Genomic DNA, 16,815 nt, shown 5'->3' on the forward strand with positions numbered 1-16,815 from the left:
GTTCGTCGTTCGATGAGCATGAACGACGATGATCGGATTCTTGATGTCTGACCACTCTCAGGTAGCTCACCCGGCGGTATCGGGCGGTGCCGATCTGGACGCAGCGCTCCCGGCGACGGCCGCTCAGCGTGAGGTGTGGGTTGCTCAGAACGTCGATCCGAGCAGTCCGGTCTACAACATCGGACTTGTCGTCGAGGTCGACGGCACGATCGACGTCGAGCGCGCGGCAGCGGCGATCGAGGCCAGCGTCGGACGCGTCGAAGCGCTGTTCGTGCACTTCGAGGTCGATGCCGACAACCAGCTGATCCAGGTGCCGATTCCGGATGCGCGCTGGGACGTGGAAATTCTCGACCTTCGGGCCGAGGCGGATCCCGATTCGACTGCGCAGTCGTGGATGGACACCGACATGGCTCGGGTCTTCGGTCCGGACGATCTGCTGTTCCGCCAGGTGCTTCTGCTGACCGCTGACGACCGAGTCATCTGGTATCAGCGCTATCACCACAGCGTGATCGACGGGTACGGCATCTCGCTCATCGTCGCCGACGTCGCCGAGCGATACGACGATCCGAATCTCGGGACTGCCGCGCCGCGGTGGTCACTCGACGCCGTGGTTGCAGCCGATCTGGATTACCGGAACTCTCCGCGATTCCAGACCGACCGTCAGTACTGGGTCGAACGCGTTGAATCGGGACCGGAAGCGACGCGGATTCTGCATGGGCAGGTGGATGATTCGCTGCCGCCGATCTCAGCGATACTCACGCTCGACGCTGATCGCCCGGCACAGCTCTACCGCTATGCGGCCGACGCCGGGATTCGACGAACTCGCCTGCCCATGGCCGCGCTGATCGCGTACATCGCACGAACCACCGGAAAGCACGACGTTGTCGTCTCGGTACCGATGGCCGCTCGGGTGGGGCGCGACATGCGTCGCACTCCTTCGATGGCGTCGACGATTTTGCCGCTGAGTATTCGGGTAGAACGCTCGGAAACCATCGGCCAGTTGGCAACTCGTCTCGACACCGCCCTGGTCTCGATTCTCAAGCACGGGCGGTACCGAGGTGAGGATCTCGCTCGCGACATTCGGGCGATCGATCCCGACCGTCAGGTCTTCGGCCCCGGCATCAACTCGATGATGTTCGAACACACACTCACCTTCGGCGGATGCCCGGTGCGCGTGCGTAATTCGGTAACCGGTCGAGTCAGTGACCTGGATCTGAGTGTGCGCGGTGGTCAGGACGGGGAACCGATCGAGATCGACGTCCGCGCCCCGGCCGGATTCGACAGGGAGTTGGCCGATCACACCGCCAGAATCGAACAGTTCCTCGATCGATTCGTAGCCGAGCCGCAGCTTCCGATCTCGGCACTCGACCCCATGTCGCTCGCGGAGAGAGAACTCGTGCTCCACGGGTGGAACGACACCGCAGAGCCGCAGCCCGTGACGACGGTGCCGGATTTGTTGCGCAGCAGCTTCTCTGCCGATCGGGGCGCCGTCGCCGTGGTCGACGGCGATATCCGGCTGACCTACGGCGAACTCGAAAGTCGGGTATCACAGCTCGCCGCGCACTTGATCTCTCGCGGTGTCGCGACCGAAACCGTTGTGGCGATCGGCCTTCCGAGATCCGCCGAGATGGTGGTGGGGTTGTTGGCCGTCATGTGCGTCGGCGGTGCCTTCGTTCCGCTGGATCCGTCATGGCCCGCAGAGCGCCGCGAATCGGTACTCACCGATGCCGGTGCCACACTGGTGCTCACCTCGGACGGTGTAGACGACTCCGTTCCGGTCGATCTCTCCGCGTGGGCGTACGAGGACGGGCCCTCGGACCTGTCCGAGACAATGACCTCCGACATTCGTATTCACGGTGCCCAACTCGCATACGTCATCTTCACGTCCGGTTCGACCGGACGTCCGAAGGGCGCCATGATCCGCCACGAGGCAATCTGCGCAAGGTTGCTGTGGCAACGGGAGCGGATTCTCGGGTTCGGGTCCGGCGATGCCTCCTTGTTCAAAGCCCCACTCTCGTTCGATATCTCGATCAACGAGATCCTGCTCCCGCTCGTCTCCGGCGGTCGATTGGTGATCGCGAAGCCCGAGGGGGAACGCGACCCGCAATACCTGCTCGACCTGATCGCCGGAGAATCGGTCACCTTCGTCTACCTGGTCTCGTCCATGCTCGACATACTGCTGGACCTGGCGAACGAGACCGATCAGCTCGATTCGTTGAAGCACGTGTGGTGCGGCGGTGAGGTTCTCACGCCTGAACTCTTCGACCGGTTCCGTGCCCAACTGTCCACGACGCTGTATCACGGCTACGGCCCGGCCGAAGCGACCATCGGTGTCTCCCATGTGATCTACCGAGAGGACGCGGAACGAATCGCGACCTCCATCGGGCGGCCGAACCCCAACACTCGCCTGTACGTGTTGGACGGCGACCTGCAGCCGGTTCCGATCGGCACCGGCGGCGAACTCTACGCCGCGGGCTTCCTGCTGGGACGCGGATACGTCGGCGCGTCGGCGCTGACCGCATCTCGCTTTGTCGCGGATCCCTTCGTCTCAGGTGATCTGGCCGGATCCCGGATGTACCGCACCGGTGACTTGGCCCGATGGGCCCCGGACGGCACCCTCGACTTCCTCGGACGCACGGACAATCAGGTGAAGATCCGTGGCATGCGCCTGGAACTCGAGGATGTCGAAGCCGCCGTGATTTCGCACCCCGCAGTGCGTCACGTGGCAGTTCTGGTGCGCCAAGCACCAACAGGTGCAAAGTATCTCGCCGCCTACGTGAGCGCAGCGTCGGGGACGAACCTCGCGATCGACTCACGTGAGCTTCGCGAGTGGGCTGCGAGCAAGCTGCCCGACTACATGGTCCCGACCACCGTCACCGTCCTCGACAAGTTTCCGCTCACGGCAAACGGCAAACTCGACCGTCGCGCGCTACCCGAGCCCGATCTCGCCGAACTGAGTGCACATGTCGCTGCGAGAAACGAAGTCGAACAACAGTTCTGCACGTTGATCGCGTCGGCAGTCGGCCTCGATTCGGTCGGCGTTACCGACGACTTCTTTGCACTGGGCGGCGACAGCATCGTCGCGATCGCACTCGTGACCGCGGCTCGTGCTGCCGGTTTGTCGATCAGTCCTCGCGAGGTGTTCCAACTGCGCACCGCCGAGGCTATGGCGCGTGCCCAGTCCTCCCGAGTGGCTGAGATCGTCGACCACGCGGACCAACCGATCGGCCACGTAGCCACGACGCCGATTGCCGCCAGGGTTCTCGGAGTGTCGGACGCAGTACGAACCTTCCACCAGCGTGCGCTGATTCAGACCCCGTCAGCCTTGACGTCCGAGCATGTCCAGGCGGCGCTCGACGCCCTGGTGGCGCGCCACGATGCACTTCGTGCGACGTTGACGCCCGAAGGAAGACTGCTCGTCCCGGAGACTAACGAAGTGGCTGTGGTCTTCGAGACCCGTGCACTACCGGCACCGCTCGAAGAATGCGGACCGTTGATCGTCGCCGAGACCGAGCGAGCTGTCGGCCGTCTGAATCCGGCCGACGGCACGATGGTCAGCGCTGTTCTGTTCCGCCCTGTGACCGGTCCCGGACGGCTGTTGCTTGTCATCCACCACGCGGTGGTCGACGGCGTCTCGTGGCGCATCATCCTCGAGGACCTCGCGCGCGCCGGCATCGCAGCGATGAATGGCGACGAACCCGCACTCGCTCCGGTCGGCACGTCGGTGCGAAGGTACGCCGAACTCGTCTCGGATGCGGTCGGAGCCGGGCGACTGGACTCGGAAATCGAGTTCTGGGACTCGGTGACGTCCGCACAACGGGCATCTCTCGGCCGTCGGGCACTCGACCCGGCAGTTGACCTCGCGCGCACCGTTGCAGCGCGGTCGATCACCCTACCTCCAGAACTTGCAGATCAGCTGTTGGGCAGTGTCCCACGGGCGTTCGGAGCCGATGTGAGCGAAGTGCTGGTCACCGCACTTGCCGTGGCGCTGACCCGTTGGAGCGGTGCCGGATCGGTGACGATCGACCTGGAGGGGCACGGACGCGACGAGGACATCGTTCGCGGTGACGGCGCTGCGCACGTCGACCTGACTCGTACCGTCGGATGGTTCACCACAGTGTTCCCGGTGGCGCTCGAGATCGGTACAGCCGCTCCGGATCTCGACGCGAGCGGCGAGTTGGCGGGGGTTCTCAAGAGCGTCAAGGAGCAACTTCGACGCGTCCCCAACGCCGGCTTCGGGTACGGAGCATTGCGATACCTGGGCAGCTCGGATCAGTTGGGTAGCGTCGCAGCGCCGGAGGTGGTGCTCAACTACCTGGGACGTACTGCCGCAGCGGAGGGGGACTGGTTCCCGGTGTCGATGGACGGTGCTGCCGATCCGTCCATGCCGCTGGGACACGCGTTGTCTGTCGACGTCGTAGCCGAGGACGCCGCCGGTGGACCACGACTGCGAGCCACCCTGACCTGGGCGTCGAACATCTTCCTGCGTAGCGACATCGACAGGTTTGCGCGGCTGTGGCTGGACTCGCTCGAGGCCGTGTCCGGGCTCGCAGCCTTCGGCGGAGCCACACCCTCGGACTACCCTCTGGTGGCGCTCGCTCAGGCAGATGTGGACGGGTTGCCGAAGGCTGAAGAGATTCTCCCACTCACTCCGCTGCAGGAAGGGATCTACTTCCATTCGGCGTTTGCCGATCCGGGGGCGGATCAGTATGTCGTGCAACAGGTTGTGGAACTGACCGGAGCCGTGGACAGTGCGGCGTTGCGCCGCGCGCTGCAATCCGTCGTCGATCGGCATGAGGCGCTGCGCACCGGATTCTCGGTCCTGGGTGACGGCCGGGTCGTGCAGGTGGTGCACCCGAGCGCTGTCGTGGAGATGGCGGTAGTCGAGGTGGCCGGCGCCGATGTCGATGAACTGCTTTCCGCCGACCGCGCGCGCGGGTTCGACCTGGCGCAACCGCCGCTCGTCCGTTACACGCTTGTCCGTGCCTCTTCGGAGAAGTACCTTCTGCTGCAGTCGATTCACCATGCGGTCGCAGACGGATGGTCGGTTCCGGTGATGCTGCGAGAGTTGATGGCGTCGTACAGCGTTGGCGACTCCGGCGTGGTGCTCCCGAGTCCGGCGCCGTACCGCAGCTATCTCGAATGGTTGGCCCGCCACGATCACGAGGCCTCGGCAGCGGTGTGGAGGGAAGCGCTGAACTCTCCCGGGCCCGCGGTCGAACTTCCCGCGCCGAGCGCGGGCAGCAGCGGCGTCTGTGCCACCCGAGTCGAGCTGTCCGACAGTGATACTCGCGCACTGGCGATCAACGGACGCTCCCATGGCCTGACGCTGAGTACGCTCGTGCACGGCGCCTGGGGGCTGGTGCTCGGCCGAATGACCGGCCGAACAGACGTGCTGTTCGGATCGACCGTATCGGGACGCGGTGGAGACCTGCCCGGCATCGAGTCCATGGTGGGCTTGTTCATCAACACCGTGCCGGCTCGGTTGCGGTTCGATCCGGCAGAGACAGCCGCGCAAGCGCTTTCCCGTTGGCAGAGGGAACAATCGGAACTACTCGACCATCAGTACCTGGGGTTACCCGAACTGCGACGGACCGGCGGACTGGAGCAGGACTTCGAATCACTCGTCGTGTTCGAGAACTATCCACTCGGTGACACGGCAATCGCTGATCGGACGAACTCGGTGCGACTGACGGGAATTCGATTCGACGAGCGACCGGCCTACCCGCTGACCCTGATCGTCGTCCCCGGCGATCGATTGGCGTTGGAGCTCAAGTACGACGCTGCTCAGGTGGACGGCGATGCCGCTGCGTCGCTGGCCGAAACTCTCGCAGTCGTACTCACCGAGCTCTCGCGCGATCTCGATCAGGTCATCGGCCGGATCGCGCTGGCACCCGCACAGCCGGGGAGCGTCGGCACGGCCTTGGATCGGCCGCGCGCAACGCTGACCGAGCTGCTGAAGGATCAAGCCGGGCGTTCGCCCGAAGCCACCGCAGTGATCTTCCGTGAAGAGTCGTTGACCTACGCCGAACTTCACTCTCGCGCTGATCGTTTTGCGCATCTGCTGCGCGAACGTGGCGTCGGACGCGAATCGTTGGTAGCGGTTGCCTTGCCTCGCTCTCTTGATCTGGTGGTCGCGATACTCGGCATCGGAAAGGCCGGGGGAGCATACGTTCCCCTCGACACCGGCTACCCGGCGGAGCGGCTGACGTACATGCTGGGTGACGCCGATCCTGTGTGCGTCGTGGTGTCGGAAGACTCTTCACTCGATTCGGGTTCGGTTCCGCGGGTGACGGTATCGGAGTCGGCGCAGTTCCCCGCCGATCCGCTGAGTGTCCCAGGATCGCCCGCGGATGCCGCGTACATGATCTACACTTCGGGTTCGACCGGTCGCCCCAAAGGCGTTGTGGTCAATCACGAGGGTGTGGTCAACCGATTGCTCTGGGCACAGAAGATACGTCCGATGGACGTCTCCGACCGGATGCTGCAGAAGACCCCGTCGAGCTTCGACGTCTCCGTTCCCGAATTCTTCTGGCCGTTCCTGGTGGGGGCAACTCTCGTGATGGCCGAGCCGGACGGGCACAAGGACCCTGGCTATCTGGCCGACGTCATCGTCGAACATTCCGTGACCCGAGTGCATTTTGTTCCGTCGATGCTCGACGTGTTTCTCGCGGAGCCGAAAGCAGCACTGTGCTCTTCGCTCGAGATCGTCAACTGCAGCGGTGAGGCACTGCCCGTTCACGTTGCACGCAAGGTCTCCGAGATCCTGCCGAATACTCTGGTGGACAACCTCTACGGCCCCACCGAGGCCGCCGTCGACGTCAGTTGGCAGCCGTCGGTGCAGGAAACTCCGGCAGACGCCGTCAGCGTCCCGATCGGCGCACCTGCCGCCAACACCGGCCTGTTGGTTCTCGATCCCTACCTGCAGAACGTCCCGGCCGGTGCCACCGGTGAGCTCTATCTGGCAGGGCCACAACTGGCGCGTGGTTACCACGGACGTGGGGGATTGACCTCCGAACGATTCGTGGCGAATCCGTACAGCGACGGCGGCTCGCGGATGTACCGGACCGGTGACATCGTGCGGTGGAATGCCGACGGCGTTCTCGAGTACCTCGGCCGTGCCGACGAGCAGGTGAAGGTTCGTGGATTCCGAATCGAACTCGGCGAAATCGAAGCGCAATTGGCGCTGTGCCCCGGAGTCACGGCAAGTGCCGTGATCGTCCGAACCGACGGTCCGAGCAACCGCGCACAGGTGGTCGCCTACCTGGTCGGAGATGCTGATGATGTTGCGGTTCGAGCTCAGTTGTTGTCAGTGCTACCGGAGTTCATGGTGCCAAGTGCCTTCGTGCGGCTCGAGTCGCTGCCGCTGAGCCCGAGTGGCAAGCTCGACCGAAAAGCACTACCTGCACCGGATTTTGCGGCACAGGTGGGCGACTTGACGGGAGTGGTTTCCTCGGGCGTTGCAGACCTCCTCGCCGGGCATTTCGCGACGGTTCTCGGACTGCCCCGTGTCGGGGTGCGCGACGATTTCTTCACTCTCGGCGGCGACAGTATCCTGGCGATCCGACTGGTCAACCTGGCTCGTCGTGATTCGGTAGTGCTGACCCCGCGTCAGATCTTCGAATTGCGCACTCCCGCTGCGATCGCTGCAGCGGTGGGTGATGTCGCCACCTCGGATGCCACCGTCACGGCCGACATCGGCGTGGGTGAGCTGGTTCCGCTGCCGGTGGTTCACCGCTTGTCCGAATGGACGGGTGGTACCGACCGCTTCAACCAGGCAGTTCTGATCCACTCTCCGGCAACATCTCTCGGTTCGATCACCGGCGCATTGCAGGCCGTGCTCGATCACCACGACGGACTTCGCCAAACCTTGATCCGACATGACCGCGGGATGTGGTCGGCGCGGATCGAGGAACCCGGTAGTGTCCGGGCAGCGAACCTGGTCGAACGCGTTGATGCTCGGGGACTGGATGACTCCGAGTTGCGAAGACTCGTCACTGAGCACTCTGAAACTGCGACCAGTCGATTGGATCCGTCTGCAGGGCGGATGGTCTCGGTGGTCTGGTTCGATTGCGGCGCTAAGAGTCTGGGCAGACTCGCGATAGTCGCGCACCACCTGGTCGTGGACGGGGTTTCCTGGGGAACCGTGCTCGAGGATCTCGCGATGGCCTGGGTGGCAGTCGAAGCCGGAGAGCCCGCCGCACTGGATGCCGTCGGAACTTCGCTCCGTACCTTCTCCCGTACGGTGGCCGAACACGCATACAGTGCTCATCGATTCGCCGAACTCGATCACTGGCTGACCGTGACCGCTCCGGGCGCGCAGTTGATCCCCGACGCCGCGGGCGATGCCGTCGTATCCGGAGGCTCGAGGCGCACGGTCACGGTGGACGGAGCAATCTCCGAGGCAGCACTTGGATCGGTTGCGGCAATGGTGGGTGCCGAGGGAACGGATGTTCTGTTGGCAGCGCTGACGATGTCCGTCGATCGCTGGCGCCGCTCCACCGGCCGCAGTGAGCACGAATTGCTGGTCGATCTGGAAAGACACGGCCGGGAGGAGTTGGTGGCGGGCATCGATCTGTCGCGAACAGTCGGCTGGTTCACCACGATTGCCCCGATGCGACTGCACGGCGGAATCGACCCGGTGGACACGCTACGCGAGGTGAAGGAGAGCCTGCGGGCGGCTCCGGACGGCGGTATCGGCTACGGGATGCTGCGATACGTGAATGCCCGCACGGCATCGACATTGGCGGGGCGCGCCGAATCTCAGATCCTGTTCAACTATCTCGGACGTACGACGACAGCTGGATCGACAGCATGGTCCTTGGCAGCGGAATCCGAAGCCTTGTCCACCGATCCCGACGCAGACATGGGAGGCCCGTACCGACTGATCGTGAATGTCGTCAGCGTGGATTCGGGGCTCCGCGCCGAGTTTGCCTGGGCAAGTGAAGATTTGTCCGAGGAGGACGCGCAGTCACTCTCCGACGGCTGGGTTTCGGCCCTCGGCGATCTGGCGGCTGCGGCCGCGCGTCACGCCGGGCCTCCCATTCTGACCCCGTCCGATGTGACGTTGCTCGACCTGAGTCAGACCGAGATCGACGCGATAGCCGATGCGAGTCCGGCAGGTGTCAGCAGCATCCTCCCACTCTCACCGTTGCAGGAAGGCCTGTACTTCCAAGCCGGCTACGCGGGCAGCAGCGACAGCAGCAGTGGTGGGGACATCTACACGGCACAGTTCTCGATGGACTTCGGGCACACCCTCGATGTCGACAGGTTGGCTGCGGCCGCCCGGACACTTCAACGACGAAATCCCACGTTGCGAGCGGGTTTCGTGAGCGAAGGGCTGAACGAGCCGGTGCAGTTCTTCAGCGCTGGACTCGATGTTCCGGTCGTCGTCCACGATCTCCGTGAACTCGACGACTCGGTTGCTCGTGAGCGTGCCGAGGCCGTCGCCGCCCAAGACCGAGTGACGCCATTCGACCTGACCGCGCCGCCGCTGTGGCGTATGAGTGTGCTGCATCTGCCTGGCGGCCAGGATCGTCTGGTGATCAACAGGCAGTTCCTGCTGTGGGACGGCTGGTCCAACGGCCTTGTCGTCAGTCAGCTTCTGGCGCTTTACGATACCGGCGGCGACGACAGCGCATTCGGCGAACCCGAGGGGTCGTTCGAGACATACCTCGCTTGGTTGGCCGATCGCGACGGTGCAGCCGCCGACGAGGGGTGGCGCGGAGCGCTCGCAGGACTCGAGGAGCCGACGCTTGTTGCCGAGCCGATGCCCGGCGTCGAAGTTCAGCTTCCGGATCGCCGCGATGCGGTTCTGTCGGAAACGCTTTCGCGTGCGTTGCGTGAGCGCGCTGCCGCGTCCGGCGTCACGTTCAACACGGTACTGAATGCAGCGCTGGCCCTCGTGCTGGCGTCGGCCACCGGTCGACAGGACGTCGTCTTCGGCTCCACGGTTGCCGGAAGGCCGCCGGAGGTACCGGGAATCGACACCGTGGTGGGCATGTTCCTCAACACCGTTCCCGTTCGGCTGCAACTGGATCCGAACGAGAGCGTCGAGGAACTTCTTCGTCGGACACAGGCGGATCGACTTTCGCTGATGCCGTTCGACTACCTCGGTTTGGCATCGATCCAGCGTGTTTCCGAGCATCGTCAACTCTTCGACGTGCTGATGGTCCTGCAGAACTTCGTGGACGAGAAGCAAGTCCACGCGCTCAACGCCGCTCACGACGTGAGTGGAAGCGACAGTATCGATCACACGCACTATCCGCTGACCGTCGTGGTCACACCGGGTGCCACCGTCAACGTCAAGTTCGAATTTCATCCGCATCTGGTGACCGCGCGCCGGGCCGAGGACCTACTGGGTCACTTCGTCGACCTGCTGCAGAGTTGGTCGCAGGACATGACGGGATCGGTTGTTGCGTCTCCGGTTCCCGCAGTAGCGCAGCAGACGCAGATCCGGGAGTTGCCGGAGCGCACCATTGCCGACCTGTTCGAAGAAGTCGCGTCGGCGCAACCGAACGACACGGCACTCGTGTTCGGGAAGCGCCGGATGACCTACGCCGATCTCGACGGCGAGATCAACCGGATGGCGCGGTTGCTGATCAATTACGGCGCCGGCCCGGAAAAGATTGTCGCTCTTGGCCTACCACGTTCGGTGGACATGGTCGTCGCGCTCTTCGCGGTATTGCGCACGGGTGCTGCCTACCTACCCCTCGAACTCGACCATCCGGCCGAACGGTTGGCCGTGATGATCGACGACGCGGATCCTGTCGTGTTGCTGACAACCGTTTCGGCCTCACCGAGGTTCGAAGGTGCGGACGTCCGCACTATCGTGATCGACGAACCCGATACAGCAGCAAGGAGACTGACGATCTCGGCGCGGGCACTCTCCGCGTCGGAACTCGGAGCATTCGCCCCGGGGGCACCGCATCGACTCGACCACCCCGCGTACGTCATCTACACCTCCGGTTCGACCGGCAAGCCCAAGGGCGTGGTCACCGGTTACCGCGGCTTGACGAACATGCAGTTCAACCACCGCGAGGCGATTTTCGAACCCGTGATCGCCGCGGCGGGCCGGCGCCTGCGGATCGCGCACACCGTGTCCTTCGCCTTCGACATGTCGTGGGAGGAACTTCTGTGGCTCGTGGAAGGCCACGAGGTGCACATTTGCGACGAAGATCTGCGTCGTGATGCCGAGGCGCTCGTTGCATACTGCGACGCACTGGACATCGACGTCGTCAACGTGACACCGACCTACGCGACGCACCTGATCGACAGCGGGCTTCTCGACGACGGTGTGGGACACCACCGCCCGCCGTTGGTCCTGCTCGGCGGTGAAGCCGTTCCGGATTCGGTGTGGAACAGGCTGCGCGACACCGAGGGAACCGTGGGCTACAACCTCTACGGTCCGACGGAATACACGATCAACACGCTCGGTGGCGGAACGTTCGACAGCGACACCCCGACCGTCGGCAAACCGATCTGGAACACCGCCGCGCATATTCTCGACGGCTGGCTGCGTCCGGTCCCCGATGGAGTTGCCGGCGAACTGTACATTGCCGGAGCCGGTTTGGCTCGCGGCTACCTCGGACGCTTCGCGCTCACGTCCGAGCGCTTCGTCGCAGATCCGGCTGGGACCGGTGGACGTATGTACCGCACCGGGGATCTCGTGCGGCGACGCGGTGACGGCAACCTGGACTTCCTCGGCCGCACCGACGATCAGGTGAAGATCAGAGGTCACCGCATCGAACCGAGCGAAATCGTCTCCGTTCTCGAATCCGACGAACATGTGCGGCAAGCGGCAGTGGTGGTCGACGTCGGGGCAGGTGGAGTCAAGAGGCTCGTCGGCTACGTGACGCCCGTGCGACTCGGCGCCGGGCACGACTACCGCGCGCAGGCGCGAGTTCTCCTACCCGACTACATGGTTCCGGCCGTGGTGATCGAGGTGGAGACGCTACCGATGACCGTGAACGGCAAGCTCGACGTCAAGGCACTGCCCACCGCTGATTCGGTGCTGGGGGAGCGGAGTGGGGAGTCGATCGCACCGCGTAACCACACGGAAGAGGTCCTCTGCGACCTCTTCTCCGACGTACTCGATGTGGGCGATATCGGGGTCGACGACAACTTCTTCGACCTCGGTGGGCACTCGCTTCTGGCCACCAAGCTGATCAGTCGAGCTCGGATCGCCATTCCGAACAGTCTGACCATGCGTGATCTCTTCGAAGCGCCGACGGTGGCGGAACTTGCGGAACGTATTGTGGCCGAGCAGGGAGCGACGCGACCGGTACTGGTAGCGAAGCCGCGGCCGGACCACCTTCCTCTTTCTGCCGCTCAACAGCGATTGTGGCTGATCGGACAGATGGAGGAGAACTCCGCGGCCTACAATTTCCCGATCGTGCTCCGTTTGGACGGCGCACTGGACGCGGACGTCTTCGCCGCGGCGCTCGGCGACGTCGTGGAACGACACGAATCCCTGCGTACGGTGTTCCGGTTGGTGGACGGATCGCCGGAGCAGATAATTCTCGAATCGGCGACGATTCCGGTCGAGACAGTTCATCGAGACGAATCCGGTGTCGCCGGTGAAATTGCCGTGGCAGTGGGTCGTCCGTTCGACCTGTCTGACGAGATTCCGATCCGCGCACGTCTGATCCGGGTGGACGGTGCCGAGGTGGACGGTGCCGTAGTGGTCGTGATCGTCCTGCATCACATCACTACGGACGAATGGTCCGATCGGCCATTCCTGCGCGATCTGATGTCGGCCTACTCCTCTCGGATCCAGGGCGAAGATCCAATTTTCGAACCGCTACCGGTTCAGTACGCGGACTACACCCTGTGGCAACGGGAATTACTCGGCAGCGCCGACGATCCGTCGAGCATCCTGAGCACGCAGTTGGACTTCTGGGCGAAGAGTTTGGACGGAGCCCCCGAAGAACTGCTGCTTCCCGCCGACCGGAGTCGACCGGCCAGACCGAGTTTCTCCGGTGGTGCAGTGGTGACACGGTTGGGCGTGGAGACAACTGCTGCACTGCGAGATCTGGCGCGCGAGAGCCGGAGTTCGATGTTCATGGTTCTGCACGCGGCGTCGGCGGCGTTGCTGACTGCGCTCGGAGCGGGTGAGGACCTTCCCCTCGGCGCTCCCGTCGCCGGACGTAGTGAGCATGGACTCGACGAACTGGTCGGCTTCTTCGTCAATACGATTGTGCTGCGCACGGATACGTCAGGTAATCCGACGTTCCGGGAGTTGGTGGATCGCGTTCGCGAGGGAGATCTCGAGGCCTTCGCCAACGCCGACGTTCCCTTCGAAACGGTGGTGGAGCGCCTCAATCCGTCGCGTACTTTGGCACGTAATCCGCTGTTCCAGGTCATGGTCGGCTATCACAGCCGCGAGGAGATGGGCGGCGATTCGTTCGAACTCGAGGAGTACACAGCCAAGTTCGATCTGGTGTTCAACGTCACCGAGTACCTCGGCGACGAAGGCTGCATCGACGTCCGGCTCGAGTACGGCAGCGACCTCTTCGATCGCGAAACGGCACAGCGAATTTCGAACCGATTGGAATCGGTGATCGCGGCCGTCGTGGAATCGGCCGACATCGAGATCGGTGATATCGACATCTTCTTGCCAGGCGAACTCGAGCAAGTTGTCACCTCGTTCAACGACACCGCCGTCGACGTGCCGGAAGAGACGTTCTACGACGCTTTCGCGCGTGGAGTCGTTGCTACGCCCGAGGCGATTGCGGTGCGCGACGAGGCGGGGCAGGCCACGTACCGCGAACTCTCCGAGCAGTGTGATCGGATCGCCGGCGTGCTGTATCGCCGCGGAGTGTCGGTCGAAGACGTGGTGGGGCTTGCCGTCCCGCGCTCGGTGGAAATGGTCGCGTCGGTCCTCGCCGTGCTCAAGCTGGGGGCCGCGTATCTACCCCTGGATTTGAGTCACCCGAGCGAGCGCATCACATACATGCTCACCGATTCCCGCGCCTCGGTACTTCTGTCCACTGCGGAGGAAAGCTCGCGGATCGAGGATGTGGTCGGCGTCGAGCGAATCCTCCTGGACGATCCGCTGATCCGTGCGGAACTGGACGAGGCAGTGATCGTCGAAACTCCCCGGCCACCAGTTGGCGTCAGCCACGCTGCCTATGTCATCTACACCTCGGGATCGACCGGCAAGCCGAAGGGAGCCGTCCTCTCCCATGACGGTATTCCGAGTCTTGTTGCCACAGCCGAGGTTCGGATGCGACTGGTATCGGGTTCGGTGGTGATGCAGTTCGCTTCGGTCGGCTTCGACGTCGCGGTATTCGAGCTGGCGATGGCACTGTGCACGAGCAGCACCCTGGTGATCGTGCCGCAGAATGCACGAGTTGCCGGTCCGGCGCTGACCGATTTCATGACGAGCAATCGTGTCACCCACGCGATCATCCCTCCCTCGTTGCTGGCCGCTCTGCCGGCAGGATGTGAAGTGCCGCAGGGCTGCACCGTGTTGGTCGGAACCGAGACGGTGCCACCGGAGCTGATCGGGCGATGGGCGGAGCGGCTGAATTTGCTTGCCGCGTACGGACTCACCGAAGCCACGGTGAACAACACACTGTGGCAGGCGGAACCCGGTTGGAACGGTCCCGTGCCCATCGGAATCCCTGACCCCAACGAACAGGCGTACGTGCTCGACGATCAACTCCGTCCGGTTCCGCCGGGAGTATCCGGCGAGCTGTACATCGCGGGACGCGGCCTGGCGAGAGGCTATCTGGGCCGATTCGATCTGACGGCACAGAGATTCATCGCCGATCCCTTCACCGCGGGCGATCGCATGTATCGCACCGGGGACCGCGCGCGGTGGCGCACTGACGGGAACATCGACTTCCTCGGCCGCGTCGACGATCAGGTCAAGATCCGCGGTTTCCGAATCGAGTTGGGCGAAATCATCGGAGCTCTCAGTGCCCATCCTTCGGTGAAGCAGGCAACGGTCGTCGCGGATCGGCAGGGCGAAATCACGCGCCTGGTCGGTTACGTGTCACCGGAACCCGGTGTCGTCGTCGACACGACGGCAGTGCGGAACCTCGCGGCAGTGTCGTTGCCCGACTACATGGTTCCGACCATGGTTGTCGCCCTTGACGGTCCGCTGCCGTTGACGCCCAACGGAAAGCTCGACCGCAAGTCGTTGCCCACTCCGGACTGGTCGGAGCTGGCGGGTGATGTTGCTCCTCGCACGGCAGTGGAGTCCACGGTTGCGGCTGCATTCGCGGAAATCCTGCAACTCCCGAGTGTCGGAGTCCACGACAGTTTCTTCGAACTCGGCGGCCATTCGATGGCTTCGATGAAACTGGTCGGTCGCATTCGGGAAGCGTTCGGCGTGGACGTCAGTATTCGAGACGTATTCGACGCGCCGAGTGTTGCGGAGTTGGCGGCCGTCGTCGCGCGTTCGGAAGGTGGGCGTCCGATCCTGGCGCCGGCGGTGAAACGTCCCGAGACGATGGGTCTGTCTGCGCCGCAACGTCGTCAGTGGGAGTTGTTCCGCGCGTCCGGCGCGCAACCGCAAGCAAGCCACGCTCTGGCGCTGACCCTGAAATCGAAGATCGATCCGGAGATTCTCGGGCACGCCTTGGACGATGTCACTTCGCGGCACGAACCCCTGCGAACCACCTTCGTCGAGGTCGACGGCATCGTCGTGGCAAGAGAATCGGTGCGTCCGACTGTCGATGTGGTCGATGTCGGCGCCGGCGATGTGGGTCGAGTGGTGTTCGAACTGGCTCAACTTCCGATGGATCTGCGTGAGGAATCACCGTTGCGGGTTCATCTGGTGCTCGGTGAAGACGGCTCTAGGACACTGCTTCTCGTCATGCACTACATCGCCGTCGACGAGTGGTCAGTAGTGCCGCTGTTGGGAGATCTGGTCTCTGCTTATGCAGCCCGGTCGCAGGGAGATCAACCGGTTTGGGACGAGCTTGCATTGACGTACGCCGATTACACCGTGTGGTCGGACGAGCTGTTGGGAGACCCCCGAGACGTCGACAGCCGTGCGTCGAAGCAACTTGCATATTGGCGGGATGCGCTCGACGGAATACCGACCAGTGTGAATCTTCCGTTGCCGGAAGGTGACTCGGAGCCTCGAGGTGACGTGATCGCCGTCGACATCGACGCGGGTCTGCACGCCGGAATCGACGCCCTGGCTGCGCGCACCGGCACGAGTATGTTCATGGTCCTGCAGGCCGCACTGGCCAGCGTTCTCACGAAGGCCGGCGCGGGTACTGATCTTCCCATCGGTTCATTGGTTGCGGGCAGGTCGGATCCCCGTCTCGAACCGATGATCGGATCGTTCTTCAATGTTGTTCTCCTGCGCACGGATACGTCCGGTAGTCCGACGTTTGCAGACTTGCTGGCTCGCATCCGGGAAAACAATCTGGAAGCGCTGAGCAATCAGGACGTCTCATATGTGTATGTCGAGCAGGCGCTGGGTAATCCGGCGTCCATGAGGCCTCAGGTGATGGTGATCCATCATCAACAGGCCGATTTGGACGGGCTCGGCGACTTCGGTTCTCTCGTACCGATTCCGGTGGGAGTGCCCGATGCGGATGTGACGTTGAGTTTTTACGAGCCGGTGGGCGATGGGCCTGTCTTTGCAACTCTCGGGTTCCGTGCCGACCGCGTCGATGCGGGTGCAGTCCGCGTATGGGCAGGTCAATTGGTCGACGTGATCGAGGCTGCAGTCGCCGCCGAAGGGGATGACGCGAGCGAGGGGGCAAAACTATGACATACGTCGCATCGCTCCGTGGGGTCGACCGCTATACGGGGGCTCACAGTGTTGATACCCTCACCTCATTAAGGGTA

Annotated in this window: 1 protein-coding gene; it reads left to right on the forward strand. The window is 63.6% G+C overall.

Annotated features, from left to right (window positions below):
* Positions 1-28: 28 nt before the first annotated feature.
* Complete coding sequence (locus ACVZUB_RS04730; RefSeq protein ID WP_482628173.1) at positions 29-16,738, forward strand: amino acid adenylation domain-containing protein; 16,710 nt, start codon at positions 29-31, stop codon at positions 16,736-16,738.
* Positions 16,739-16,815: the final 77 nt, after the last annotated feature.

It is taken from the genome of Rhodococcus sp. OS5, assembly GCF_056837585.1.

Coding starts and splice junctions, on each gene's coding strand:
- ACVZUB_RS04730 (WP_482628173.1), top strand. CDS start 29: ATGATCGGATTCTTGATGTCTGACCACTCTCAGGTAGCTCACCCGGCG.